Origin of the sequence: Kitasatospora sp. NPDC049285 (genome assembly GCF_040678815.1) — a bacterium.
Classification (GTDB): Bacteria; Actinomycetota; Actinomycetes; order Streptomycetales; family Streptomycetaceae; genus Kitasatospora.
This window is the reverse complement of record NZ_JBFAQR010000018.1, coordinates 22717-48804: the sequence shown is the minus strand read 5'-3', so window position 1 is coordinate 48804 and position 26088 is coordinate 22717. Positions and strand designations below refer to the sequence as shown.

Annotated in this window: 19 protein-coding genes and 2 pseudogenes; 8 read left to right on the top strand and 13 right to left on the bottom strand. The window is 72.8% G+C overall.

Annotation, left to right across the window (positions count from 1 at the left end; all coding sequences use genetic code 11):
* The first annotated feature begins 71 nt into the window (after positions 1-71).
* Complete coding sequence (locus tag AB0K51_RS14630) at positions 72-1160, top strand: AraC family transcriptional regulator (protein WP_363454310.1); 1089 nt, start codon at positions 72-74, stop codon at positions 1158-1160.
* Here AB0K51_RS14630 and AB0K51_RS14625 read toward each other — a convergent pair.
* The 5 genes from AB0K51_RS14625 to AB0K51_RS14605 all read right to left on the bottom strand — a co-directional run bounded on the left by AB0K51_RS14625 (position 1147) and on the right by AB0K51_RS14605 (position 6830).
* Positions 1147-1821: a hemolysin III family protein gene (locus AB0K51_RS14625; RefSeq protein WP_363454308.1), complete on the bottom strand. Its 675-nt coding sequence runs from the start codon at positions 1819-1821 to the stop codon at positions 1147-1149. The two genes, AB0K51_RS14630 and AB0K51_RS14625, sit on opposite strands and share 14 nt — an antisense overlap.
* 9 nt (positions 1822-1830) lie before the next feature.
* Entirely contained in the window at positions 1831-3258 is a 1428-nt protein-coding gene (locus AB0K51_RS14620) for an aldehyde dehydrogenase family protein (RefSeq protein ID WP_363454306.1), read from the bottom strand.
* Entirely contained in the window at positions 3255-4130 is an 876-nt protein-coding gene (locus AB0K51_RS14615) for an SDR family oxidoreductase (protein WP_363454304.1), read from the bottom strand. The genes AB0K51_RS14620 and AB0K51_RS14615 overlap by 4 nt, the downstream gene beginning before the upstream one ends.
* On the bottom strand, positions 4127-5476 hold the full coding sequence (locus AB0K51_RS14610) for an NAD(P)-binding domain-containing protein (RefSeq protein ID WP_363454302.1): 1350 nt from the start codon (positions 5474-5476) through the stop codon (positions 4127-4129). Before AB0K51_RS14610 ends, AB0K51_RS14615 begins: the two co-directional genes overlap by 4 nt.
* Positions 5477-6224: 748 nt before the next feature.
* Positions 6225-6830: a DUF1326 domain-containing protein gene (locus tag AB0K51_RS14605; protein ID WP_363454300.1), complete on the bottom strand. Its 606-nt coding sequence runs from the start codon at positions 6828-6830 to the stop codon at positions 6225-6227.
* A gap of 892 nt (positions 6831-7722) precedes the next feature.
* Here AB0K51_RS14605 and AB0K51_RS14600 point away from each other — a divergent pair.
* The 3 genes from AB0K51_RS14600 (at position 7723) to AB0K51_RS14590 (ending at position 11176) form a co-directional block, all read left to right on the top strand.
* Positions 7723-9156 carry a glycoside hydrolase family 43 protein gene (locus AB0K51_RS14600; RefSeq protein WP_363454298.1) on the top strand — a complete coding sequence of 478 codons (1434 nt, stop codon included), beginning with the start codon at positions 7723-7725 and terminating at the stop codon, positions 9154-9156.
* A gap of 77 nt (positions 9157-9233) precedes the next feature.
* Positions 9234-10262 (top strand): hypothetical protein, encoded by a 1029-nt coding sequence (locus tag AB0K51_RS14595; RefSeq protein WP_363454296.1) that lies wholly within the window; start codon positions 9234-9236, stop codon positions 10260-10262.
* Between the two features lie 305 nt (positions 10263-10567).
* On the top strand, positions 10568-11176 hold the full coding sequence (locus AB0K51_RS14590) for a hypothetical protein (RefSeq protein WP_363454294.1): 609 nt from the start codon (positions 10568-10570) through the stop codon (positions 11174-11176).
* A gap of 327 nt (positions 11177-11503) precedes the next feature.
* On the opposite strand, the gene AB0K51_RS14585 is transcribed toward AB0K51_RS14590, so the two are convergent.
* Positions 11504-12049, bottom strand: a complete 546-nt coding sequence (locus AB0K51_RS14585; RefSeq protein ID WP_363454292.1) for an NADPH-dependent FMN reductase — start codon at positions 12047-12049, stop codon at positions 11504-11506.
* Positions 12050-12198: 149 nt separating this feature from the next.
* Here AB0K51_RS14585 and AB0K51_RS14580 point away from each other — a divergent pair, with 149 nt between their 5' ends.
* The gene (locus tag AB0K51_RS14580; RefSeq protein WP_363454290.1) at positions 12199-12903 is read left to right on the top strand and encodes a TetR/AcrR family transcriptional regulator; all 705 of its coding nucleotides are present in this window, start codon (positions 12199-12201) and stop codon (positions 12901-12903) included.
* Positions 12904-12942: 39 nt separating this feature from the next.
* Here AB0K51_RS14580 and AB0K51_RS14575 read toward each other — a convergent pair whose 3' ends face one another.
* Positions 12943-14274 carry an MFS transporter gene (locus AB0K51_RS14575; RefSeq protein ID WP_363454288.1) on the bottom strand — a complete coding sequence of 444 codons (1332 nt, stop codon included), beginning with the start codon at positions 14272-14274 and terminating at the stop codon, positions 12943-12945.
* Between the two features lie 153 nt (positions 14275-14427).
* Here AB0K51_RS14575 and AB0K51_RS14570 point away from each other — a divergent pair, with 153 nt between their 5' ends.
* The gene (locus tag AB0K51_RS14570; protein ID WP_363454286.1) at positions 14428-14994 is read left to right on the top strand and encodes a helix-turn-helix domain-containing protein; all 567 of its coding nucleotides are present in this window, start codon (positions 14428-14430) and stop codon (positions 14992-14994) included.
* A gap of 98 nt (positions 14995-15092) precedes the next feature.
* Positions 15093-15770: a Type 1 glutamine amidotransferase-like domain-containing protein gene (locus AB0K51_RS14565; RefSeq protein ID WP_363454284.1), complete on the top strand. Its 678-nt coding sequence runs from the start codon at positions 15093-15095 to the stop codon at positions 15768-15770.
* 66 nt (positions 15771-15836) lie between these two features.
* On the opposite strand, the pseudogene AB0K51_RS14560 reads toward AB0K51_RS14565, so the two are convergent.
* Positions 15837-16532 (bottom strand): annotated as a pseudogene (locus AB0K51_RS14560) (chitosanase); the annotation flags it as partial.
* Between the two features lie 123 nt (positions 16533-16655).
* A pseudogene (locus tag AB0K51_RS14555) lies at positions 16656-17117 on the bottom strand (discoidin domain-containing protein); the annotation flags it as partial.
* A gap of 238 nt (positions 17118-17355) precedes the next feature.
* On the opposite strand from AB0K51_RS14555, the gene AB0K51_RS14550 reads away from it, so the two are divergent.
* Complete coding sequence (locus AB0K51_RS14550; protein WP_363454282.1) at positions 17356-19662, top strand: FUSC family protein; 2307 nt, start codon at positions 17356-17358, stop codon at positions 19660-19662.
* A 54-nt stretch (positions 19663-19716) separates the two neighbouring features.
* On the opposite strand, the gene AB0K51_RS14545 is transcribed toward AB0K51_RS14550, so the two are convergent.
* From AB0K51_RS14545 to AB0K51_RS14530, 4 genes are all read right to left on the bottom strand, one after another.
* Positions 19717-20343, bottom strand: a complete 627-nt coding sequence (locus AB0K51_RS14545; RefSeq protein ID WP_363454280.1) for a class I SAM-dependent methyltransferase — start codon at positions 20341-20343, stop codon at positions 19717-19719.
* A 64-nt stretch (positions 20344-20407) separates the two neighbouring features.
* Positions 20408-20812 carry an Imm50 family immunity protein gene (locus AB0K51_RS14540; protein WP_363454278.1) on the bottom strand — a complete coding sequence of 135 codons (405 nt, stop codon included), beginning with the start codon at positions 20810-20812 and terminating at the stop codon, positions 20408-20410.
* Complete coding sequence (locus AB0K51_RS14535; protein WP_363454276.1) at positions 20799-21302, bottom strand: Imm50 family immunity protein; 504 nt, start codon at positions 21300-21302, stop codon at positions 20799-20801. Before AB0K51_RS14535 ends, AB0K51_RS14540 begins: the two co-directional genes overlap by 14 nt.
* Complete coding sequence (locus tag AB0K51_RS14530) at positions 21283-26088, bottom strand: putative T7SS-secreted protein (RefSeq protein ID WP_363454274.1); 4806 nt, start codon at positions 26086-26088, stop codon at positions 21283-21285. The genes AB0K51_RS14535 and AB0K51_RS14530 overlap by 20 nt, the downstream gene beginning before the upstream one ends.

Here is a 26088-nt window from a genome sequence, read left to right as displayed (position 1 = left end):
CGGACCGGAGGTGTCCGCCCGTCTACAGTGGTCCTACCGTCCCTGTCCAGGCCCTGGTGAGAGGGACCGCGATGCCCGACACCCCCGGCCCGGCGAGTCCGCCGGGAACCAGCCGCAGCACCTCGGCGACCATTCCGCCGAACATCCTGCGCTCCCTCTCGGTCGTGGCCGCCGAGGACGGTGTCGACCTGCGGCCCGAACTGGCCCGGGTCGGCCTGGAGGAGGCCGTGATGCGGTCCGCCGCCCTGCGGGTCTCGTACCGCCAGGGCAGCACCGTCATCCGCCGCGCGCTGGCGCTGACCGGGGACGACCGTCTGGGCCTGCGGGTGGGCTCGGCGCAGCACCTGACCGCGTGGGGACTGCTCGGCTTCGCGCTGATGGCCTGCGACACCCTGGAGCACGCGATCACGACCGGAGTGAGGTACCAGAACCTGTCCGGAGCGATGACGGTCTGGTCGGCGGGGGCGGAGGAGGACGGCTTCGTGCTGCGGGCGAGGCTGCCCGACCCCGCCCTCGACCCGGCGGTGGGTGTCTTCCTGACCGAGGAGGCGTTCTCCAGCGTCGTCACGCTGACCCGCCTCATCGTCGGCCCGGCTTTCGCGCCGAGCCGGGTCGCGTTCGTCCATCACGCCCCGCGTGACCTCACCCCGTTCAGCGACCTGTTCGCCTGCCCGGTGGGCTTCGGGGCGCAGGACAACCGGCTGGTCGTCCCTCCGGCGTGGGCCCGCACCATGATGCCGGGCCGCGACCCGGTCATCCTCGCCTCGGTGCTCGAGCTGTTGGACGCTCAGGTGGCGGCCCGGCGCGACCAGCAGGAGTTGCTCGAAGTGCTGGAGGTCTCGATCGCGCAGGGCCTCCCGTCGGTGCCGTCCTTCGCCGAGCAGGCGCGCCGGCACGCGGCCAGCGAGCGCACCCTGCGCCGGCGGCTGGCCGACTGCGGCACCACCTACGAGGCGATCGTCGACGGGGTACGACGCGAACGGGTCGAACAGCTGCTGCGGCGTTCGGAACCGACCCTGCGCGAGGTCGCCCACCAGGCCGGTTTCTCCGACGAACGCGCCCTTCGCCGAGCCGTGCGCCGCTGGCACGGCATGGCCCCGCTGGAGTTGCGCAGGCGGTTCGAGCGGTCCGAGGAGCCCGGCGGCGTCACCGGGAGGTGAGCAGGCCGATGGCGGTGGCGTGCGCGGCGAACGCCGCCGTCGTCAGGGCGTGGAACACCTCGTGGAAGCCGAACCAGGCCGGTGACGGGTCGGGGCGTTTGCGGGCGTAGACGATGCCGCCCGCACTGTAGAGCAGGCCCCCGGCCAGCACGAGGGCGAGGACGACGGGCCGACCGCTGTGGGCGAAGTCCGGGAGGAACAGCAACACGATCCAGCCGACCGCCAGGTAGACGGGGGCGGAGAGCCACCGAGGTGCGGCGGGCCACAGCCACTGGAGTGCGGTGCCGACCGCCGCCGCGCCCCAGACCGTCCAGAGCAGGTCCCGACCTGCCGGTGCTGGCAGCAGCAGGACCGCCAGCGGGGTGTAAGTCCCGGCGATGACCAGGAAGATGTTGGTGTGGTCGAGGCGGCGCAGCGCCTCTTCCGTGCCGCGGGTCCACCGGCCGGTGTGGTACGCGGCGCTGGTGGTGAACAACAGCGTGGCGGTGAGGGCGAAGACCGCGCAGGCCGCGCGGCCCCGGCCGTCGGGAGCGGTGGCGGTGAGAGCGAGGCCGACGGACAGGGCGAGCGGGGCCGTCGCGGCGTGCAGGACGCCGCGCAGCCTCGGCCGCTCCTCGACCGGCGCGGGCGGCGGTACGGGGTGGGCAAGGTGATGGGTCATCGTCGGCTTTCAGCGGGTGCGGATCCAGACGGTCTTCTCCCTGGTCCACTGGGCGAAGGCCGCGGTGGACTTCTCCGCACCGCCGAACCCGGACTGCTTCCAACCGCCGAACGGCGTGCTGATGTCCCCTTCGCTGTAGGCGTTCACGGAGACCACGCCGGCCTGGACCTCGCGCGACAGGCGCAGCGCGGTGTCGAGGTCGCGGGTCCACACGGAGGCCGCGAGCCCGTACTCGGTGGCGTTGGCCAGGCGGATCGCCTCGGGCTCGGTGGTGAAGGTCTGGACGGTGACGACCGGTCCGAAGAGCTCCTTGGTCAGCACGTCGCTGCCGGCGGGGGCTCCGGTGACGACGGTGGGCGGGTAGTAGGCGCCGGCGCCGGGCAGACCGTCGGGAAGGCCCGCGGTGTGGATGCGCGCGCCGGCCGCGGCGGCGGCATCCACGGCGGCGGCGACCCGGTCACGGGCGGTGTGGCTGATCAGGGGGCCGACGCGGGTCTCCGGTTCGGCGGGGTCGCCGATGACCAGCGACGCGGCCGCGGCCACGAACCGGGCCAGCACCTCCTCGGCGACGTCCTGGTGGACCAGCACGCGGGAGCCGGCCGTACAGTTCTGACCCATCGTCAGGAAGGCGGCCTCGGTCATGTCGTCGATGAGCTCGTCGCCGAAGCCGAGCGCGTCGGCCATCAGGATCTGGGGGCTCTTGCCGCCCATCTCCAGCGAGACGCGTTTGAAGTTGGTCTGCGCCGCGTCGGTCAGGATCCGGCGCCCGGTGGCGGTGGAGCCCGTGAAGGACAGCGCCCCCACCAGGGGATCGCGGGCCAGTGCCGTGCCGGCAACCGGCCCGTGACCGGGCAGCACCGTGAGCACCCCGTCCGGCAGACCGGCCTCGGTGGCCAGGCGCGCCAGGTGCAGCGCCGAGCGCGGTGTCGCCTCGGCCGGCTTCAGCAGCAGGCAGTTGCCGGCGGCGAGTGCGGGCCCGACCTTCCAGGCGGCCATGGCCAGCGGGTAGTTCCACGGCAGGATCGCCGCGACCACCCCGACCGGCTCACGGCTGATCAGCCCGAGGTGGTCCCGGCCGGTGGGGGCGAGACGCCCGAAGAGCTTGTCGGCCGCCTCGGCGAACCAGCGGATCGACTCGATCGCACCGGGCACGTCGCCGGTGCGGCACTCGGTGATCGGCTTGCCCGCGTCCTCGCTGTCCAGACGGGCCAGCGTCTCGGCGTCCCGTTCCATCAGGTCGGCGAGCCGCAGCAGCACCGACGCCCGTTCCCTGGGCGGCAGTCGGGACCACGACCCGCTCTCGAAGACCCGCTGGGCCCGCTCGGCCGCCTCGGCGACCTGACGGGCGCTCACAGCGGGCAGTACGGTGATCAGCTCTCCGGTCGCCGGGTTGGTCACCCGCAGCACCGCTTCCTCAGTCGCATCCGTCACGGTCATGCTTCCTCCACGAGTTCCCAGCGGCCGCCGACCTGGCGCGCCAGCCCTCGGCTTCGCAGGTCCTCCAGGTAGCGGGCCATGCCGCGCTCGCCCCGCCCGCGGAAGAGCGGGAAGACCTTGGGCAGCAGGTTCGGGGCCAGCATCGCCAGCCGCACCAGCAGGGACTCGCTCGGCTTGGGATAGACCTCCAGGCGGGGCCTGTCCAGCAGACTCACCACTGCGGCCACGACGTCGGCGGGCTGCTGGGGCGGGTCCTGGAACTGCATGGCGTTGCCGCCGTCCACGGCCTCCTGACGGAGCATCCGGGTGTCGGTGGCCGACGGCAGCACCGACCCGGCCAGGATGCCCTTGTCCCGCAGGTCGAGAGCGATGGAGAGCATCGCGCCGCGCAGCCCGAACTTCGAGGCGGTGTAGATCGGCGTCTCGCCCAGCGGGAAGATGCCCCCGAGGGAGACCGTGGTGACCACCCGGGCGTCGCTCGACGCCCGCAGCAGCGGGATCGCGATCCTTGTCGTGACCAGCGGAGAGAGCAGGTTCAGGTCGATCTCCCGCTCGATGCTCTCGATGCTGCGCACGTCGAAGCGTTCGGCGCTGGTCATGCCGACGTTGTTGACCAGGACGTCCAGGCGTCCGTGGGTGGCCGCGACCTGGTCGAACAGCCGCTGCACCGCAGCGCGGTCCAGCAGATCGCATGCCATCCCGGCGTGCCCCGTCCCGGGCAGGTCACCGGCGACCTGCTCGGCGCGGGCCGCGTCGATGTCGACGACGATGCACCGCGCGCCGCCGGCGGCGAACCGGCGGCACAGGGCGCTGCCGATCCCGCCCGCACCGCCCGTGACCAGGATGACCCTGCCGCTGAAGTCGTAGCTCATGACCGCACCGCCGCCTGGCGGGCCGAGGCCGAGGCCGAGGGCGGGTTGCCTTGGGTGCGCCAGCCCATCTGACCGGCCACCTTGGCCAGGTGCTTCACGATGGCCCCGCCGTCCACGTAGCCGGTGTGCCGGGGCGAGGCGACGAATTTGAGTCCACCGGACAGATCCGGACGGTCGCTTCGGATCAGCTCGGCGAAGCGCTGCGCGCTCGGCAGCCCGCGCTGCGTGTCCTGGATGAACCCGGCGATCAACTGCGCCTGGGTGTCGAAGAGTTGGTAGGCCCCGGAGTTCGTCTCCACAAAGCCGACGCCGAACAGCCCTCGGTGCTCGCGGGAGAACGACGACAGGTAGAGATCGGGGTGCTGCTCACTGCCGAAGTACTGCTGTGCGACCGGCACCTTGTGCACGTATCCGGTCGCCAGCAGGACGAGGTCGAAGTCGTCGCGGGTTCCGTCCGTGAAGTGCACCGTCCGGCCCTCGGTACGGGCGATCCCCGGCTTGGCCGTGATGTCCCCGTGCTGGAGGTGATGGATCAGCATCGAGTTGATCGCGGGGTGCGTCTCGAACAGCTTGTGGTCGGGCTTCTGCAGGCCCAGCCGGCGCGGGTCGCCGTTGATGACGCGAAGGAGCGCACCGAAGACCCGCTGCTCCAACCACATCGGCAGCTTCGGCCCGCTCTGCGCGATCGTGTCCACCGGCCGGCCGAAGAGGTGCTTGGGGATGAACCAGTAGCCGCGCCGCATGCTGATCACCGCATGGTCGGCGGCCCGGGCCGCGTCGCAGGCGATGTCGCAGCCCGAGTTCCCGGCCCCGACGACCAGCACGCGCTTGCCTCGCAGCTCGTCCGCGCTGCGGTAACCGACCGTGTGCCGTACCTCACCGGTGAAGTGACCAGGCAGGACGGGGACGTTGGGATGCCACTGCGAGCCCGTGCACACCACGACCTGCCCGTGGACGCTCTGCCGCCCGTCGGCCTGCGTCACCGTCCAACTGCCGTCCGCGTTCTTCCCGATGCTGCGGACCTCGGTGCCGAACTCGATCCGGTCCGTCAGTCCGTACACGTCGGCGAACGACGTGAGATAGGAGAAGATCTGACGGTGCGACGGGTAGTCCGCGAAGTGGTCCGGCATCGGCCACCCGCCGAAGCCCGACAGGGTCTTACTGGAGATGAAGTGGGCCGACTCGTACATCGGACCACCGGGGTTGTCGATGTCCCACAGACCCCCTGGGCCGGTGTGCCGCTCGATGTGCGTGTAGGGGATGTCCCGCTCCGCCAGCGCCCGCGCGACCGCCAGTCCAGCAGGTCCCGCTCCGATCACACACGTGTCGTACTGGATGTCTTCCACGGGTCCGCCTCCCTCTGTCGCGATCCGCCGATGAGGGAAACCTACGGACCCGCAGGTCAGCGCGGACTGGCCCGCGCGGCCACCGGGAGGACCGTAGCGGCCATGCGGTTGGCATCCCGTAGCTGCCCGGAGTCGACTTGCCCGCGCACCGCCGGCCGCTTCCGCGTGAGGTCAAAGGCCATGTGCCGCCGGCCTGCAGCGCCGATGAGCATCGCACGCGGCCCGCCACTCGATGACTTGGGAGTGACGCAGGGACCGGGCGACGAGCCCGGAACGGCGGGCGCGCACCCTGTCTAGAACACTTCGCACGGCATCTGCGCGAGCGCCGCGACGCATCCGTCGAACAGCTAACGTCTGCGGGCGGCGGGCGGCACGGGCCTCGTGGCGCAGTACCCGCTCCTGCGAGCACGAGACGGCGGCGCCGAGCAGGGCGACCCGGAAGGTCGACCACGCTGACCAAGTTCCTCTTCAACGACTCCATCGCTGCACTGCACCAAGACCGCACGGGGTGGACTCGAAGAAGAGGAACTCGACGCTGTCCCGCACGGGTTTGTACAGGACGCCGGCCCAGGTCGCCGCGCGGCAGCTCAACCTCGGGACGAGTGGCGGCCCCGGTGCGGATCCGGGTGCGCTGACGCCGCGGGCTCCGGGCTGACAGTCCGTCCGGAACCTGGGCGCGTGTCAAGCGGCGCCGCCCCGAGGGTGGCTCGCCCGGGACCGCGGCCCGTCGACGAAGCCGCGGCGGATTTCAGGCCGCCCAGGAGAACGGCGCCGAGAAGGAGTTCTTCCCTTCGTTGCCGAACTCGAGGCCGAACGCGTTCACCCGCGACCTCGTCGCGACTCCGGCCGCGAGCGTGTCCGCGGGGAATCCCACCCCGCTGACCCTGATGCCCTTTCCGGTCGCGTCGAGCGGGGAGACGAAGTCCTCGACTTCGATGTCGACCGCGTCGCCGATCGCCACGCGGTGGATCCGGCGGTCATCGGCGTAGTCGATCCGGGCGACCTCCAGCCCGAGCATGTCGCCGACCAGCGGTGCGAGGTCCCCCATCGGGCCGCCGCGCTGACCGGAGAAGACCGCCCCGAGCGCTTCGGCCTGCTCCGGGGAGGCGGCCTCGTCCATGATCATGCCCAGCCGCCAGTTGCCCTCGCTCATGAGCGGCGGGGCATCGGCCACCACGGCGACCGTCAGACCGCTCACGTCGACCTCGTCGACCTGTCCGGAGTCGACGTGGAAGGCCAGGACCACCCGGCAGCGGTCGTAGTCCGCCGGAGCCGAGAGGCCGGAGGTGGAGCAGGGACACACCATGTTGCAGTTGCAGTTCTCGAAATACGTCCCCTCGATACGCCATGCCATGGGGAAGCTCCCTTCCTGGGCCGCGGCACCTCCATTCTCGGCCCGCGAGGATCACGCGTCACGCCCGGGCGGTCAGCTCGACTGCGGTCGCGACAGGCTGCGCCCGCACTCACCCCGCTTGACCCGTTTCGCCCTGTCCACGGTGCATGCAATTCAGCGCCGTACGCCGCACCACGGGTTGTCAGTCCTGCTGCGCCTGCTCCCCGGCCGTCCTGATCGCCATGGTGTTGTCCACGAGGTGGGTGGCGTCGCTCGCGGGGTCCATCGGGAAGGCGAGCAGGGCACGCACACAGGCCGGGGCCAGGCGTTTCCCCAGGTCAGGACGGTGGTGCCGCTGGCGTCGAGGGTTGCCTGGAGCTGACGTTTCCGGGGTTCGGCAAAGTCGAGGCTGCTGTCGCCCTGGCCGCCGGCCGAGCGCGCTTCCCGAACCGTCTCGTCCGGGTCGTCGAGAAGCGACGCGCCGCCGTCGAAGATCCGCGGCCGGACAGCCCGGCCACGCGTACGGGCTTCCAACGCCTCAGCTTTCTCGACGCCCTTCAGATCCGCGACAGCCTCGTCACCCCAGGCCCACGGCCCCCGTGAACCGACAGAGCCGATCCGGCAGCGCCGCCCTCAGTGGCCCGCCTCCCGACCCGGCACATCCGAACCGCCGGCCCGGCGACCTGAGCCCGGGTCTGCCGACTGGCCGTCAACTCGGGCTCGGGCCGCCGGATTCAGCAGACTTGTGCGCGACCGGTCAAGATTGGGTAACGCGCGCCCCGGCGTCTTGCCCGCAGAATTGTTAGCGTTAACACTCTCCCGAGAGCGAAACGGTGCAGCCACCTCCGGTTCAGCCCACACCGCTGCCCGGACCCATCCACCCGGTGGCACCGCAGATCGACAGGAGATGTCCATGTCCACGCTTCGCGCACGGTTGTCGGCGATGCTGCTCGCCGCCTGCCTGCTCTTCACCGGCCTGGCCGCGGCCGTCCCCCAGCAGGCCGCGGCCGCCGGTCCCGGCTACCTGATGGTGCACTTCACCGGCGACGGATCGACCGGTCAGCAGATGTACCTCTCGCACAGCACGGACGGCGTGCACTGGACCGACCTCAACGGCGGCGGGATGGTCCTGCGTTCGACCGTCGGCACGCACGGCGTGCGCGACCCCGCGCTGGTGCGCTCCCCCGACGGCAGCCGGTACTGGATCATCGCGACCGACCTGTGCATCGGCTGCGGGCAGAACTGGGACCAGGCCGTGAACAACGCCAGCCGCAACCTGGTGGTGTGGGAGTCCACCGACCTGGCCACCTGGTCCCAGCCGTGGCTGCTCAACGTCGCCGGCGCGATCCCCGACGGCCGCAACGCCTGGGCGCCCGAGGCGATCTGGGACCCTGAGAGCAACAGCTACGTCCTGTACTGGGCGACCAACGCGACCCTGAACGGCGTGCTGAAGCACCGCATCTACGCCGCCCGCACCACGGACTTCCACACCATCACCACCCCGCAGCTTTACATCGACCGCCCCGGCACCCAGGGCATCATCGACACCCAGATCATCGAAGTGCCGCCGGGCGTCGGCAACTTCCGCTACGTGCGGGCCTCCGGTGACGGACAGATCACCCTCGAGGGCAGCAGCTCGATCTTCGGGACGTGGACCAACCTGGGCGACCTCTCCGGCATCGGCCTCACCGGCTCGCAGGTCGAGGGCCCGATGTGGATGAAGTTCAACGGCACCGACAAGTGGGGGCTCTACCTCGACCAGTACGCCAGCAACCGCGGCTACATGCCGGTCCTGACCACCGACCCGTCCAACCCGGCGGTCTACCAGCGGCAGTCGTCGAGCGCCTACGACATGGGAGGCACGAAGAAGCGCCACGGCTGGATCCTGAACCTGACGGCCGCCGAGGAGAGCCGCGTGCTCGCCCGCTGGCCCAACACCCCCGCCCAGCGGATCCAGTCCTTCAACTTCCCGGACCGGTACGTGCGGCACACCGACTTCGACGCGCGCATCGACCCGAACGTCAGCCCCCTCGACGACTCCCGGTTCCGGCTGCGGCCCGGCCTTGCGGGCACCGGCACCGTCTCCTTCGAGTCGGTGAACTTCCCCGAGTACTTCCTGCGGCACTTCAACTACGACTTCCAGCTCGTCTACAACGACGGCACCACCCAGTTCGCCGAGGACGCGACCTTCCGCCAGGTCGCCGGACTCGCCGACCCGACCTGGTCCTCGTTCCAGTCGTACAACCACCCCGACCACTACATCCGGCACTACGCGTACGAGTTGAAGCTCGACCCGATCACCACCGCGACCGGTCGCGCTGACGCCACCTTCCGCGTGACCAGCTGACCCGACCGGGTGCCGGCGCCTCCGAGGAGCGCGCCGGCACCGCCTACTTTCCCTGCCCGCACCCAGGAAGCACCCCGATGAAACGTTCATGGCATGCACTGCTGGCGTCCGCGATCGTGGCGGCGACGACCGCGCCCGTGGCCCTGGCACCGACCGGCGCCGTCGCGGCCGACGGTGACATCACCTCGTCGATCCTCGCCAACAGCGACGTCGTCCTCGGCGGAAACGCCGTCGTGAACGTACCGCCCGGGGCGCACACCTACTCGGGGGTGATCAGCGGGCAGGGGTCCCTGCGGGTCTCCGGCACGGGCACCCTGATCCTCACCAAGGACAGCACCTTCACCCTGCCCGGCTCCCAGCAGGGCCAGTCGGTCAGCATCCCTGGCGGGAACCACCCCTACGTGGTGGTCGACAACCCCGACCGGCCCGCGATCACCGTCGACGCCGGCGCCACCCTGCAGTACGGCAACGGCGGAAGCACCGGCCTGATCGGTGCCTTCCCCTACAACTCGCCCGGCTACCAACAGAACCAGGACAACATCCGGGTCGACGGCACGCTCAACCTGTCGCTCACGCGGCTGTTCAACCTGGGCACCATCAGCGGCTCCGGGACGGTCTTCCAGCCCCGCAACCTGTGGGGCACGCTCCAACTGTGCGGAAGCAGTCCCTTCTCCGGGGTGTTCGACATCGGCACCGGCGCCAACTACGCCGCCACCACCTGCGCCGCCGACCTGCCGAACGCCAAGGCCGTCATCAACCGCGGCTCGTGGATCATCGACACCCCGCTGAACCAGACGGTCGTCCAGCGCCAGAACTTCTACAGCCGCGAATACGGCAACGACGTCAACGTCCACTCCCGGCCCGGCAGCAAGGTGGTCCTGACGGGCACCTACAGCTACAGCGACAACACCGGCACGGCCTCGCCGGCGCTGAGCAACGGCAACCTCAACCTGGTACCGGTCGCCCACCAGTTGAACAAGCGCGGCACCAACATCGAGGGCGCCGACGTCCACTGGGGGGACGGCAGCACCCACCAGATCTTCATGCCGGGAACCCCGAGACCGCGTACATCAACCTGCACGCCAACTCGCAGCGCTCGCGGCTGACCTTCGACTACAACGGCCCGGTCACCCTCGGCCTGCCCATCGGCGGCGGGAAGTACCACGACACCCTCGCCGCTCCCGGGGCGGGCGACATCGTCATCGCCGGCACGTCCGGGAACGACGTCACCTTCGCCGCCGCGCAGTTCTACGACGGCTCGACCACCATCCAGCGGGGTGCGACGCTGCGCCTCGGATCCGGGACGGCAGGAGCGGACGGGAGCCTCTACACGAAGGGCGCCCTCGACGCGATCAGCGACGAGGGCTCGCTGGTCGTTCAGAACGTCCGGACGCCCGTCACCCTCCCGACGGTGTCCGGCTCCGGATCGGTCACGCAGAACGGCACCGCGACGACGACGCTGACCGCCGCCTCCTACACCGGCGCCACCACTGTGGCCAAAGGGACGCTCGCGGTGACCGGCACCTCGCTCACCTCGTCCAGCGGGGTCGCCCTCACCGGCGCGTCCGCGGTCCTCGACCTCGGCGCGGCGAAATCGACGACGCTGCGCAGGCTCGAGGTCGTCCCGGGCGCGAAGATCGTTCTGCCCGGCGGGCTCCAGGACTTCACCGTGGGCTCACAGGACGCCGCCCTCTCCGGCGACACCCTCAGCGTGGCAGGCGCGACCTTCTCGCTCGCCCGCACGACCGATCACCTCGAGCTGACGGCCACCACGGCGACCACCGAATCCGCCTCCCCGTCCGCAAGTTCCACGGCCGGGGCCCCCGGCCAGCCCGAACCTTCGGCCCCCGCAGGGTCCGCCGACAGTACGGCCGCCGCCCGGGCTGGCGGCACGCCCTGGAGGACGCTCGCGGCGGTCGCCGCCGCTGCCTTGGCGACCGCGGCCGGACTGGTCCTCCTCGCGCTCAGGATCCGGCGCAGGCGCAGGCCCACCGACCGCCACCGCCCGCGCAGGCACTGACACCAGCCCGCTGACGGCCCGTCAGCACGGGCGGGACCTAGACGGTAGGCAGAGCCGGCTGCAGACCGCCCTCGAGGCAGGCCCGAACCGGCCAGCCCTCGGGGGGGCTCCCCCGGGCTCCCGACGGGCGAGGCATCGGCGGCGGCGTCCCGCGCCCGGCGGTCCGTCTCGACCAGTGCCCCTGCGGCATGGCGGGAGCCGGACGTTTCCTGCCTCTGCAGCCACGCGGAACGGCGCTCGGGCTACCGGCAAGTTGCTCCCGGAATGCGCGCGGCCGCGCTCCGGGGAAGCGGAGCGCGGCCGTCGCGGGCAGCGAGAACGCGTGGGTCAGGCAGCCGCGGTGAGCTGGCCGAGGACGGCGGTCAGCTGGTCGGCGACCTCGGCGTCGTCGGCCGGGTGGGTCTCGGCGAAGCGGACGACCGAGCCGGCGACCGAGAGCTTGACGTCCTGGAGCACCTTGGCACCGGCGATGCCGGCGGCCTTGCGGGCCTCGTCCTGGGCCCAGACGCCACCGAACTGGCCGTAGGCGGTGCCGACCACGGCGACCGGCTTGTCGGTCAGGGCGCCGGCGCCGTAGGGGCGGGACAGCCAGTCGATCGCGTTCTTGAGGACGGCCGGGATGGTGCCGTTGTACTCGGGCGAGAAGAGCAGCAGGGCGTCGGCGGCGGCAGCGGCCTCACGCAGCGCGACGGCGGCGGCCGGGACGCTGCCCTCGACGTCGATGTCCTCGTTGTAGAACGGGATCTCGGCCAGGCCCTCGGCGATGGTCACCTCGGCACCCTCGGGCGCCAGCTTGACGGCGGCCTCGGCGAGCTGACGGTTGTGCGAGCCGGCGCGGAGGCTGCCGACGAGGGCGAGGATACGGACGGACATGGAGACTCCCGAGAGACGGCATCTGCCCGAGACCCTGCCGGGTCGCGGGGAAGGATCGGACCGGAACTACCGGACTGCGGTCCGCTTGAAGTCTGCCACGAAAGCGGACCACAGTCCATTTTCGTCTTCCGGGGGCTAGGCTTGGCGCCATGACCTCCTCCCCCGGCCCGTCCGACCCCTGCGGCCCGTGTCAACCGGTCCCGCCCACGCCGGCCGCCGGACCGGCCGCCGGCCTCGTCCTGCCGCTCTGCGACCAGGAGTCGTTCGAGCGCGCGGATGCCGCACGGAACCGCACCAAGGTGCTCGCGGCGGCCGCCGCACTGATCCAGGAACGGGGCGCAGAACACCTCACCATGGATGCGGTCGCCGCCGCAGCCGGAGTCGGAAAGGGGACGGTCTTCCGCCGCTTCGGCGACCGGATCGGCCTGCTGTACGCCGTGCTGGACAGCAGCGAACGCGAGTTCCAGGCCGCCTTCATGTTCGGCCCGCCGCCGCTCGGACCGGGAGCCGACCCGCTCGCCCGGCTGAACGCCTTCGGCGAGACGGCGCTGCGCCACCAGCTGGACCACATGGACGTCTACCTCGAGTCCGACCAGCGCACCGCGACCCGCTACACCGCCGCACCGCGCGCCGTCCGCGCCCGGCACGTCGTCGTCCTGCTGCGCCAGGCCGGCGTCCACGGCGACCTGGAACTCCTCGCCGACACGCTGCTCGGCATGCTGGACCCGGCCCTCGTCCACGACCTGTTGACCCGCCGCGGCCGCACCCCCGACGACCTCGCCGCCGGCTGGCGCGACCTGGTCGCCCGCCTCACCCACCACTGCGGAGCCGCCCCGCTCGCCTCCGCGTCCTGAGACAGGCAGCCGAGCCCCGCGGGCCCCAGGGGGACGGTGCTACTTCGCCGCGGCCCGACGTTGGGCGGCAGCGAGCACCAGGGCGGCCGCGGAAGCCAGCAATGCCGCCACGATCACGGCCGTCCAGCCGCGGCGGAAGCCGTCCAGCGCGGCCTGCGGCCCGTGCGGGCTGCCGATCAGACTGACCGTCAGCGCGACGCCCACCACCGCACCGATCTGCCGGGCCATCGTGGTGATCGCGGAACCGGTGGCGAAGCGCGTGGGCGGGAGCGCCGCCGCGGCGGATCCGATGAGGGTGGGCAGGGTCAGTCCGACGCCCAGGCCGGTGAGCAGCATCCCGGGCAGGAGTTCGGTGGCGTAGCCGGGGCGGACGTCGATGGCGGTGGCCCACCAGGCGATGCCCGCCGCGAACAGCAGGGTGCCGAGCGCGGCCAGTCGTCCGGGGCCGAGCCTGCACACCAGTGCGGCACTGCCCAGGGCGACCGGCGGTACCAGCAGCGGTCCGGGGGCGATGGCGAGGCCGGTGCGCAGCGCCGAGTACCCCCAGATCTGCTGGCACCACAGGACCGAGGTCAGCAGCATGCCGGCGAAAGCGAGGGTGAACAGCAGGGCTGCGGTGTTGGCGGCGGCGAAGCTGGGCACGCGCAGCAGCGGGAGTTCGACGATGGGGGCGCGGTGGCGCGCCGAGCGGCGGAGGAACCAGGCGGTCAGCAGGGCGCCCGCGAGCAGGCTGCCCAGGACCCGGAGCGAGACCCAGCCCCAGTCGTCGCCCTTGACCAGGGCCACGGTGAGGGCGGCGATGGCGGCGGTGAGCAGGACCGCGCCGAACAGGTCCGGCAGGGGTCCGTCCTCCTTGCCGCGCAGCCTGGGCAGGACGCGTGCGCCCACCGCGATGGCGGCGATGCCGACCGGGACGTTGACGATGAACACCCAGCGCCAGTCTGCTTCGACCAGCAGCCCGCCGAGGACCGGCCCGAGCCCGGCGGCGATCCCGCCGATCGAGGCCCAGGCCCGGATGGCGCCGGGCCGCTCGGCCGGCGGCGTGGCGTCCAGCAGCAGCGCCAGTGAGGTCGGCATCAGCGCGGCGGCGCCCGCCGCCTGGACCACCCGGGCGGCGTCGAGCCAGCCGACGGCCGGGGCGAGCGCGCAGAGTGCGGAGGCGGTGGTGAAGACGGCCAGTCCGGCGAGGAACACCGTCCGGTGGCCGATGCGGTCCGCGAGCCGTCCGGCGGGGACCAGCAGCGCGGCGAAGACGATGGCGTAGCCGTTCAGGACCCAGGACAGGGTGGCCAGGCTGCTGCCGTGGAAGTGCTGCTGCATCGCCGGGAGGGCGACGTTGACGATGAACAGGTCGAGGTTCGAGACGAACACCGCGGCGGCGACCACCAGGAACGCGGCGCGGCGGTGGGGCTGGGCCCGACCGGGCGGCGCGACTAGTGGGTTTGATATTCCAACTGTCTCCATGGCCGGGAACGCTAGCGGCAGTGAGTTTGAATTCGCAACCCTCCATGGCAGGCTGGCAGGGTGACCCCGCACACCGATGCCAAGCCCACCGCCGCCCGCTCCGCCGCCGCGCTGCCGGGCCGTCCCTGCTCCATCGCGGCCGCGCTGCAGGTCCTCGGCGAGAAGTGGGCGCTGCTCGCCGTGCGTGAACTCTTCTACGGCAACCACCGGTTCGACCGGATCGCCCGCAACACCGGAGCCCCGCGCGACCGGCTCACCGCCCGGCTGCGCGCCCTGGAGGAAGCCGGGGTGGTCGAACGCCGCGCCTACAGCGAGCGCCCGCCGCGATTCGAGTACCACCTCACCGAGGCCGGCCGCGACCTCGCCCCGGTCACCCAGGCCCTGCTCGCCTGGGGCGACCGCTGGCTGTCGCCCGAGCCCCCGGTGGTGCTGCGCCACCACCCCGACCACTCCGACCACCCGGACCACCCGCTGGACGCGGCCTGGACCTGCCGCACCTGCGGGACGGAGGTGCGCAACCCGGACCTCACCCTGGAGATCCACTCCCCGGGCTGGACCCGCCAGGGCCTCGCCGACCCCGCCCCCGGCCCCGACAGCGGCGCGGGCTCCGGGACGTCGCAGGACTGACGGCCCGTCACGACCCGCTCTCGCCATCGGCTGCGCGATCCGGACGCCCGCCGAGGCAGGCCGCCGCCGGTGTCGTACCCCCGCCCTACGGTGGTGCGATGAAGCTTCTGCTGACCGACTCCGGGGTCACGAACCCCAGCATCCTGGCGGCCTTGGTCGAGCTCCTGGGCAAGCCCGTCGCCGAGGCCACCGCCCTGTGCATCCCCACCGCCGGGTACGGCGGCCCGCACGGCGGTCCGACCGGTCCGTGGCGGTTCGTCAGCGGGCGGACGCAGCACCCCATGACCGACCTGGGGTGGAAGTCGGTGGGCCTGCTCGAGCTCACTGCGCTGCCCAGCATCGAGGAGGAGCGCTGGGTCTCCTGGGTCCGGGAGGCGGACGTCCTGCTGGTGAACGGCGGGGACGCGCTGTACCTGGGCCACTGGATGCGGGAGTCCGGACTCGCCGCCCTCCTCCCGTCGCTGCACGACACGGTCTACGTCGGACTCAGCGCCGGGAGCATGGTCCTGACGCCCCGCATCGGGGAGGCCTTCGTCGGCTGGAGGTCGCCCACCGGCGACGACCGCACCCTGGGAGTCGTCGACTTCTCCCTCTTCCCGCACCTCGACCACCCGGCCTGCCCGGAGAACACCACGGCCGAGGCGGAGCGGTGGGCCGCCACCGAGATCACGGGTCCGGCGTACGCCATCGACGACCAGACCGCCGTCATGGTGGTCGACGGCGAGGTCGAGATCGTCTCCGAGGGAAACTGGCGGCCGTTCAACCTGCCGTCATGACATCGGGCGCCGGCATGCCGCTTCCCCGGTCGCGTGCGCGGACCGGGGAAGCGGCGTGCCGTCAGGTCAGGAGTTGAGGGTGTACGGCTCCCCGTAGACGCTCCAGGACAGCGGCGGGGTCAGGTCGAAGTTGCCCTCGTTGAGGAACTTCCGCTGCTCGGTGCTGACCCGGGTGGTGTCGCTGTGCGCCTCCTCCTTGCGCATCTCGGTCTCGCGCGCGTCGAGGAACGCGTTCAGGTACGTGGTCTCGTTGCCGCCCTGCGCCGGGGGCTTGGCCTTGGCGAGCGCCGCCTTCCGGATGGCGGCCAGGCCGTCGGGGCCGTGCATCACGGCGGCGTCGTAGTAGGCGAACTGGCCGAGCGCCCGCAGGCCGTCCGACTTCGCCTGGGCGACGGCCGGGTTGAAGTAGACGCGGTCGCGTTCCGACTCCTGGGTCTGGGTGAAGACCGGGTCGGTGGCGGCCTGCCGCCAGGCGGCGGGGAAGCCCGGGTCCAGACCCTGGTGGGAGCTGGTGCCGTTGACCGAGCGCAGCGCGGGCAGGTAGGGGGCCAGCACGTTGCCCGGCTTCTTGGCCGTGTAGGCCTCGACCAGGTCGAGCATGTCACCGGTGCCCGAGCAGAACCCGATGATGCCCGCGGTGTAGCCGCGGCCGTCGTTGATGTCCTCGATGTAGGAGAACTGGGCACGCCAGTCCAGCGAGGAGTTCTCGGCGCTGGAGACCAGCTTCATCGCGATCTCCTTCTTCGCCGGGTCGTCCAGGTTCACGCCGGTGGAGGGCGAGGACGTCGGACTGGGGCTGGGCGACGGGCTGGCGCTGGACGTGGGGGTCGGCGACGGGCTGGGGGTGGCGGTGCCGGAGCCGTACGCCTCGACCTCCCAGAGCGAGTAGCCGTACGCGGTGCCGCGCTGGGTTCCGTAGACCCGCAGGTAGCGGCCGGTGCCGCTGACCGCGAGGTCGTCGGTGCCGCCGTCTCCGGTGCCGGTCGAGTAGATCTGCCGCCAGGTGGAGCCGTCGTCGGACAGCTCGATCCGGTACGCCTTGGCGTAGGCGGCCTCCCACTTCAGCACCACGCGGTTGACGCCGGTGGCGGTGCCGAGGTCGATCCGGATCCACTGGTTGTCGACGCCCTCGGTGCTGGCCCAGCGGGTGGTGCCGGAGCCGTCGACGGCCTTGGCACCGCCGTAGCTGCTGGACTCGGTGGAGGAGACGGTGACGGGACGGTTCAGCGCGAGGTTGGTGCTGGCGGCGGTCGCCGTGGTGGTGCCGATCGCGGCGGCCAGCAGGCCGCCGGTGGCCGCGGCGGCGACGGCGATCGCGGTGCCGCGGGCGGTTCCGATGAAGGACATGCCACTCCTCGTGTGGGGACGGGATGGGTGCCGGTTCACATGCCTGTTCACATTAGGAAACTTTCCTAACTGATGGCGGGGTGAGCCTAGGGCCCGCCGGTCGGCCTCCGCAATGCCCCGTCCAACATCGGGTAAAGAGACCGGAGCGATCGCCTTCCGCCGGTACGGCGGGCGGGGATCGGGGACGGTGCTCAGACTCGTAGGTGTGTCCGCCCGCCGAGGGGAGGTGCGCTGAGCCGTGCGATGGCCGGAGCGTCTGCTGCCCGGACGGGTGTCGGCCTGGCTGCGCGCTCGCGACCCACGGCTGGCGGCGACCAGGCGGGCGGCCCGGACGGCACTGGTGATGCCGGCGCTGTTCGCGCTGTGCAACCAGGTGTTCCACTCTCCGGCGATGGCGAGCTACGCCGCCTTCGGGTCGTTCTCGATGCTGCTGCTGGTCGACTTCGGCGGGCCGATGGTGGAGCGGCTGCGGGCGCAGGCGGGCCTGGGACTCGCGTGGGCGGTGCTGATCTGTCTCGGCACGCTGGCGGCCCAGCACACCTGGACCGCGGTCGTCGGGACCATGGCGGTCGCCTTCCTGGTGCTCTTCTCCGGCGTGGTCAGCTCGGTGCTCGCGGGCGCGTCGACCGCGCTGCTGCTGGCGTTCGTCCTGCCGGTCAGTGCGCCGGCGGCGGTGTCGCAGCTGCCGGAACGGCTGGCGGGCGCGGGCCTGGCGACGGCTGCGGCCCTCCCCGCGATCGCGCTGCTGTGGCCGCTGTCCGGCACGGACCCGCTCAGCGGACCCGCCGCCCGGATGTGCCGCGCCGCCTCGGACCGGCTGCGGACGGAGGCCGCCCTCCTGGCCGGTGGGAGCGGCGCCCCGGACCGGTCCGCGTGCCTCGCCGCGGCCGAGCGCACGGCGCGCGCCGCGACCGACCTGCGCCGGGCCTTCGGCGCCACGCCGTACCGTCCGACCGGGCTGTCCACGACCTCGCGGGCCCTGGTCCGGCTGGTCGACGAACTCACCTGGCTGTGCGACATCCTGGCCGACCGCCCCGTGTACACCGACACGCCGCCGGCCTGCGATCCCGCCGCCCGCACGGTGCGCCGCTCGGCCGCGGCCGTCCTCGACCGCACGGCCGAGCTCCTCGACGACCTGCGCGGCGACCAGGGACCGCTGCACGCCGCCGCCGCGGACCTGCGCGCGGCGCTCGCGGACCTGGAGGCCGGCGCGACCACCCGGCTGCCCGCCGGACCTCCGCCGACCGGTGCCGACGGCCTGGCGCTCACCGAGGTCCACGCGTACCTGGCCGCGCTCGACCCGTCGTTCCGCGCCCAGGAACTCGCGTTCGCGGTTCTGCAGGTCGCGGGCAACGTCGAACGGGCCGGCTCCGCCGAGCGGCGCAGCTGGCCGGAGCGGCTGCTGGGGCGCGAACCCGGCGCGGTGACGATGCCGCTCGCCTCGGCACGGCAGCGGGCGGCGGCCCACCTGCAGCCGCACTCCGTCTGGCTGCACAACAGCCTGCGCGGCGCGGTCGGCCTCGGCGTCGGCGTGCTGCTGGCGAACGTGACCAGCGCCCAGCACTCGTTCTGGGTGCTGCTCGGCACGCTGTCGGTGCTGCGCTCGAACGCCCTCAACACCGGGCAGAACGCGGCGCGGGCGGTGCTCGGCACGGTCATCGGCTCGGTCCTGGGCGCGGCTTTGCTGCAGCTGCTGGGCCATCACGGCACGGTCCTGTGGTTCCTGCTGCCGCTCGCCGTCCTGCTGGCGGGGATCGCCCCTGCGGCGATCTCCTTCACCGCTGGCCAGGCCGCCTTCACGGTCACCCTGGCGATCCTGTTCAACATCAACCAGGCCCCGGACTGGCACATCGTCCTGCTGCGGGTCCAGGACATCGGCCTCGGGTGCGCGGTGAGCGTGCTGGTCGCGCTGTTCTTCTGGCCCCGGGGTGCCTCGGCCGCCATCGACCGGGCCCTGGCGGACGCCTACACGGCCAGCGCCGGGTACCTGTCCGCCGCGGTCGGGCACGCCCTCGGCCCCGGCGCGGCCGGAACCACCGAGCCTGGCGACGATCCCGAGCGGGCCAGTCGGGCGGCGGCCGCCGCCGCGCGCCGGCTCGACGACGCGTTCCGCAGCTACCTCGCCGAGCGGGGCGCGAAGCGGGTGCCGTTGGCGGCGATGACCACGCTGGTGACCGGGGTGGTCGGACTGCGGCTGGCCGCCGACTCGGTGGTGTCGCTGTGGCGGCGCGCGGAGACGGGGCGGGCGGCGGACCCGCGCACCGGCGCCCACCGGGAGGTCATCGGTGCCACCGCCGCGGTGACCGGGTGGTACCGGGGCCTCGCGGCCGGCCTGGAGCAGCGCTCGCCGATCCCCGAACCGGTCGCGTACCGTCCCGCCGCCGAGGCGCGCCTGGTCGAATCCGTCCGGACCGACCTGACCGGCCGGACCGGCAGGCCCACGGCGGCCGCGATCCGGCTGATCTGGACCGGCGACCACGTCGACGTGGCCCGCCGCCTCCAACCCGGCCTCGCCACCGCGACGAGAACGCACACGGACCACTGAAGCCCCGCCCGCCGCACCGCGGGGGCTTCGAGCACCGCGCGGCCCCGGGTCACCTCACGCGGGTGACATCGCGATCCCGAGCGAGTCCGCGCCCATCGGCTTCGGGGCGCCCTTCTCGTAGAACACGTCCAGGTCCGTGACGACGAAGCCCGCCTCGGTCAGCAGGTCGACGATCGGGCGGGTCAGGTGGCACCCGGCGAACAGCCGCTGCTCCAGCGGGTCGAGCCGCTGCTGCCAGCGCCGCACGCTCTCGTCCTCGACCGGGGCCAGGCCGTGCTCCAGGAAGTGCAGCGTCCCGCCCGGCTTGAGGACGCGCCGCACCTCGTGGAGCGCGGCACCGGCGTCGGGGATGGTGCACAGCGTCCAGGTCGACAGTGCGGCGTCGTAGCTGTGGTCCGCGAACGGCAGCGCCTGGCCGTCCAGCCCCCCGCGCTCCACGTGGACGGAGGTCGCCGCCAGCCGCTTCGCCGCCAGCTTCCAGCCCACGTCGGAGGGCTCGACCGCGTCCACCCTCGTGACGGCCGCCGGATAGAACGGCACGTTCAGGCCCGAGCCGAACCCGAGCTCCAGGACCTCGCCCTCCAGGCCCTCGCAGACCCGGCGCCTCAGCTCCTCGGCCTCCTTCATCCCGCAGACGACGTTGACGATCCGCGGCACGACCTGCTCGGCGTAGAACCCCATCACGGCCTCCAACCCTCACCACCAAGTCTGGCACCGGGACCGGCAGTCTCGGTCGGTGAACGTGCTAGACGCCGCCGGCCCGGTAGGCGCGCACGCCCTCGACGCGGCAGGAGTCGGCCGACAGCCGCACCAACGCGTCGGGCCCCGTCATCAGCAGGTGAAGGCCGCCGTGGGCCTCCGGCTCGAACCGGTAGCCGGTCATCCCGGTGGACGACCAGCCGGTGATGTCCAGGTGGCGCAGGCCCGTGAACACCAGGTGGAACTCCACGGTGTTCAGCCCCTGCTCGACCCAGGGTCGCGGGGCCTGCGCCGGCAGGCCGGGCGACTCGAACCCGAGGGTCAGGCCGTGCTCGCGCTCGTCCACCAGGAGCGAGAACAGGTCGAGCGACTCCAGCGCCGGCACCGGGTCGAACAGCCCGCGGAGCACGTCGCCGTTGCGCAGCAGCGAGGTCCAGTCAGAGCCGTTCAAAGTAGGTCTTCTCCCAGGTGTCCGGCGTCTGCGGATAACGGATCGCGTCGACCTTGCCGAGGTGGCGGCGCGGTGTGCCGTACGGGCCGGCGGCCGAGGCGTGGGCGTTCAGGTGGCCGATGGCGAGCTCCCGGTTGGCGCTGAACTCCAGCCGGACGCCCGGCCCTTCCACCACCACGGCGAAGCGGTTCTCCGGACGTTCGGCCAGCGAGATCCGGCACTCCACCGGCAGCCGCCCGCCGGTGATCGCGACCTGCGCCACGTCGAGGAAGCGGAGCTGGAACTCGAAGACGTCCAGCCCCTCCTCCGCCCGCCACTCGGCGGGCGGGACGTCGACGAAGCGCAGCGTGGACAGCCGCAGGGTCACGGCCGGTCCCCGCCGGTTGAGGTGGCAGGAGTGCAGCCGCAGCGGCTCGTCGGCGGGCGGGTAGCGGAACAGCGCGAGCAGCTGTTCGGGGTTGCGCAGGGCGTCAACCCAGGTCGGGGTCATAGTAGTAGTGCTCCTGTGCCGGGGGCGGCATCTGTCCGTTGCGGGGGTCGTCGAACGGGCGGACGTGGACGTGCGGGGGCTGGTCGCCCACGCCGCCCTCACCGTAGAGGTGGCCGGTGTGGTGGTCCTGGAACACCACGAGCTCGTCGTCGGCGTTGAGGTAGACCTCCTCCTTGAAGTACACCGGCTGGTGGTTGGCGTCCAGGATCTGCTTGCCGCGCGGCGTGGTCGCGGGCACCAGCCGTTCCTCCAGCGGCTCCGCACCCTCGGGGACCCCGGCGTCGCGCAGCGCCTGCTGCTTGGCGGCCTCCCGGCAGGGCGTGAGGCCGAGCGGGTCGATCCAGCCGGTCGGGTTGGCGACGTACGCGTAGTTGTCCGGGCCGGGCGCGGCGCCCAGCGGGTCCGCCGAGGCGTACCGCCCGGACTCCGGGTCGTAGTAGCGGTGGACGTTGTAGTGCAGCCGGGTCTCGGGGTCGAAGTACTGCCCGGGGAAGCGCAGCGGGGTGTAGGTCGCGCTCTTCCGCGGCCAGGTGGTCGACCCCCAGGCCGTCCGGCGGCTGCGCCAGGCGATCGCACCGGACGCGTCCAGCAGCTCGGTCGGGGCCCCGACCAGGTCGGTGACGATGGCGAAGAACCGGTGGTCGACGGCGGCCTGGTCGACGGCAGCCGGCCCACCGCCACGGACCACCTGCTCGATCTGCGCGACCGGGTGGGTGCCCTTGTGCTGCCAGGTGAGCACGTGGAGGTCCGGGGAGCCGGCCTCCCGGCTGCGCTGCTCGGCCAGGTTGAACCCGTCCCAGGTGAAGCGCGTCTCCTCCGCGATGGAGCCGTCGGCCTCCAGCCGGAGTTTGGCCACCCGGCGGCCCAGCGGGTCGTAGCGGTACGCCCAGGACGCGCCGTCCGGTGTGACCACGCCGGTCAGCCGGTCCTCGGCGTCCCAGCTGAACCGCCAGGTGTCGGGCTTCTTCGACAGCCGGGTCTTCTGCCGCAGGGTGATCCGGCCCTGGGCGTCGTACTCGTAGCGGACCCGCCCGGCCCGGACGACCCGGGTGCCCGCGTACGCGCGGGTGCCCGTGGTGCCCTCGGTGCCGGCCGACTCGGGCCAGTGGGCCTCGGCGATCGGTCCCGCGGTGTCGTAGACGTACCGCTCGCTCCACTCCTGGCCGGTCACCGCGGTGATCCGGCCGTCGAGGTCCAGCGCGATGTCCTGACGGCCCGACAGGTGGTCGTCGACGGCGGTGAGCAGGCCGTCCGGGCGGTAGGTGTAGCTCCGCCCGTGGAAGGGCTTCGCGGGCACCGGCTCGGCCGGGTCCTGCGCGCGCAGCAGGCCGCGCCAGGCGAGCCGGTGGTCGGCGTCCCAGCGGCTGGCGACGGTCACCCGCCGGTCCGGCCCCGGCGTCCGTTCGGTCTCCCGGCCCGCCCGGTCGTAGCCGAAGTCGATCCGGCCGCCGAGGGAGCTGAGCGCGGTGCGGTTGCCCGCCGCGTCGTACTGCCAGTGGCTCGCCACGCCGGAGGGCGTGACCCGGCGGACCCGGCGGCCCGCGCCGTCGTAGGCGCTCTCGATCCGCCGGCCGTCGCAGACCTCGGCGGTGATCCGGCCCAGCCGGTCGTACTCGCGGGTCAGCTCCACGTCGGGTCCGACCGCGCGGACCATCCGGCCCGCCCGGTCCCACTCGAAGCCGGTGGCGGCGCCGTCCACCAGCCTGCGGACGACCCGCGACAGTGCGTCGTGCTCGTAGCGAACGGTTCCGCCGGCCCCGTCGGTGCGGACCGTCACCCGCCCGCAGGCGTCGCGCCGGTAGGCGAGCGTCCGCCCGTTGAAGTCCGACTCGGAGACCACCCGGCCCGCCGCGTCCCGGACGTAGTCCCAGGTCAGCCCCTCGGCGTTGGTCACCCGGACCAGCCGCAGCTCGGTGTCGTACCCGAACTCCACCCGGGAGCCCTCCGGGCCGGTGCGCGCGGCGAGCTGGTCGAAGTGGGAGTAGGCGAAGCGGGTCACCCCGCCCGCCGCGCCGACGTGCTCGACGACGTTGCCCTCGCCGTCGTAGCGCCACTGCTCGCGGCCCCCGGCCGGTGTCACCCGCTCGGCGAGGCGGCCCTCCACCGTCCACCGGTAGCGGGTCACCCCGCCCACCGGGTCCTCGCTGGCGACCGCGCGGCCGAAGGCGTCCCGGGTGTAACTGACGCTCGCGCCGAGCGGATCGGTGACCCGGAGCAGCCGGCCCGCCTCGTCGCGCACCACCCGGGTGACCGCGCCGAGCGGGTCGGTCACTGCCACCAGGTGCCCGAGCCCGTCGTACGCGTACCGGGTCGTCCCGCCCTCCGGGTCGACCGAGACCGTCATGTTGCCGCGCTCGTCGTAGCTGTGCCGCCAGGTGGAGCCGTCGGCGTCCACCACCACGGTCGGGAGGTCCAGCTCGTTGTGGACCGCCAGGATCTGCGCCCCGTCGGGCCGGATCACGGTGGTGACGTTGCCGCGTTCGTCGTACGTGTAGGCGGTGACCCGGCCCATCGGGTCGGTGACGGTCGCCGGGCGGCCGTGGCGGTCGAACGCGTACCGGGTGGTGTGGCCCAGCGGGTCGGTCTCGGCCACCACCCGGCTCTGCTCGTCCACCAGGTACCGCGTGGTGTGGCCGAGCGAGTCGGTGGCGGCCGTGGTCCGGTGGCCGGTCGCGGGGTCGCGCGGCGCGTAGTCGTAGTGGTAGCGCAGCTCGCCGCCGGGCGCACCCTGGTCGGTGCAGCGGTCGAGGTGGTCGTAGGCGTAGTCGTAGCGCCGGTCGTTGCGGTCCAGCCAGGCGGTGATCCGGCCCCGCTGGTCGTAGGCGAAGCGCTGAGCGAGGCCGGAGGAGTTCCGAACGCCCGTCAGATGGCCGTCGGTGTAGGCGAAGCGGACGATCTCGGCGCCGTCGGGCCCCGCGTCGGCGAGGCGCAGCGCGGTGATCCGGCCGTCCGCGACGTCGACCTCGACCCGGTGTCCGGCGTGGTGGCGGATCGCCACCGGGGCGCCCGCGTCGTCGTAGTCGTAGGCGATCCAGCGGCCGTTGCGGTCGCGGACCTCGGTCAGCAGCGCGATCGAGGGGTCCTCGGGCTCCGGCAGGTACGTCCGGGTCAGCCCGGCCCGCGGATCCACCACGGTGTACGCGCCCTCGGCGTCGCGGGCCAGCGGCCAGCGTGTGGTGCCCGCCACCGGCATGGTCGGCACGCCGGGCACCGGGTGCGGGTAGGACAGCAGTCCGCAGTCCGCGCGCAGCAGCAGCACGCCCTCGGCGTCGATCACCAGCCGCTCGTCCAGGCTGCTCGCCCAGCTCGGTCCGAGCCAGCGGCCGGAGCGGTGGGCGGAGGTGTGGGCGCGCTCGAACAGCAGCGGGAGCGAGCCGGCCAGCGAGAGGTCGGTGTGCCGGAGGACCATCTGCCCGGTGGCCACGTCGACCGGGTCGCCGCAGGTCTTGACCTCCTCCGGGGCGCGGGCCTCCTTCGGCGCGTCCTCCGCCGCGTCCCGGGCGGCCACCGAGGCGTCCTGCCGGGCGGCGTTCTCCGCGGTCTCCTCTGCGGCGTTGCGCGCGGCGTTCTGCCCGGCGTCCTCGGCGACGTTGCGGGCGGCGTTCTCCGCGGCGTCCTCGGCGACGGTGAGCCCGGCCCGCTCGGCGACCGCGGCCGCCTCGCCGCCACCGCCGGTCACCGCGCCGAACGCCAGGTTGGTGATCAGCTTGCCGCCCGCCTCGAACGGGTCCGAGCCCCACCCCGAGCCGACCACCGCCGACAGCAGCTCGGTCGGGTGGTTCGCGGCGTGCAGCAGACCCACGGCCGTGGTCGACACGTGGTCGGCGTACTGGGCGGGGTGGGTCGTGTTGTACGGGTCCATCGAGTTCAGCCCGCGGGCGAACTTCACGATGTCCGCCGCGCCCTTGACGATGCCGCCGGCCAGGTGCAGCTGACCGACCATCGACCCCTGGAACGCGTCCGACAGGTCCTTGCCCATCCGTTCGAGGAAGCTCGGCTCGGCCGGCGCGGTCGCGGTCGCCGCGTCCACCGCGGCCTTCGCGGCCTCGCCCGCGGAGTCCCGCTGCTGCCGGGCGGTCCGCAGCAGTTCCTGAGCCTCCTTCAGCCCGGCCTCGCCCGGGTCGCTGAATGCGGCCGGCCTGGTCGGCGCGGGACCCGGGTCGTTCCCGGCCCCGGCCTCTTCGTTCCAGGCCCGCGCCTGACGGTTGTACCGGTCGACGTCCTGGTTGTACGCGTCCCTGGCCTGTTCGGACGCCTGCTTCGCCGCCCGGTACGCGTCGACGGCCTGCTGGGCCTGCTGCTGCGCCCACTGCACGGTCTGCGCGTACTGCTCCAGCGCGTCCGCGGCCGTCCGGCAGGCGTCCGCCGCCGTCAGCCACAGCTTGGGGTGCGGCGCGAACTTCGCCCGGAACGCGTCGGCCGCCTGCCCCTGCCAGTGGTCGTGGTCCAGCCGGGTCAGGCCCTCGCCGGTCGACTCGAACGCCGCCGAGAACTTCCGCAGGTGTCCGACCGACGTGCCGATCGCCCCCACGTCGCCGTGCACCAGGTCCTCGGGGTCCTCGGACTCGCCGAGCTGCGCCTCGCCGATCTGCGCGCCCAGCGAGTCCGCGACGCTGTCCCCGAACGAGTCGACCGCGTGCGCGGCGCCGTGCAGACCCACCAGGTCCAGGCCGTCACCGACCAGGTGGGCCTCCGCGTCGAGGACCGAGCCCACGCCGGCCTTGACCGTGTCGAAGCCGCTCTCCAGGCTGTCGCCGACGCTGTCGAGGAAGTCACCGAAGCCCAC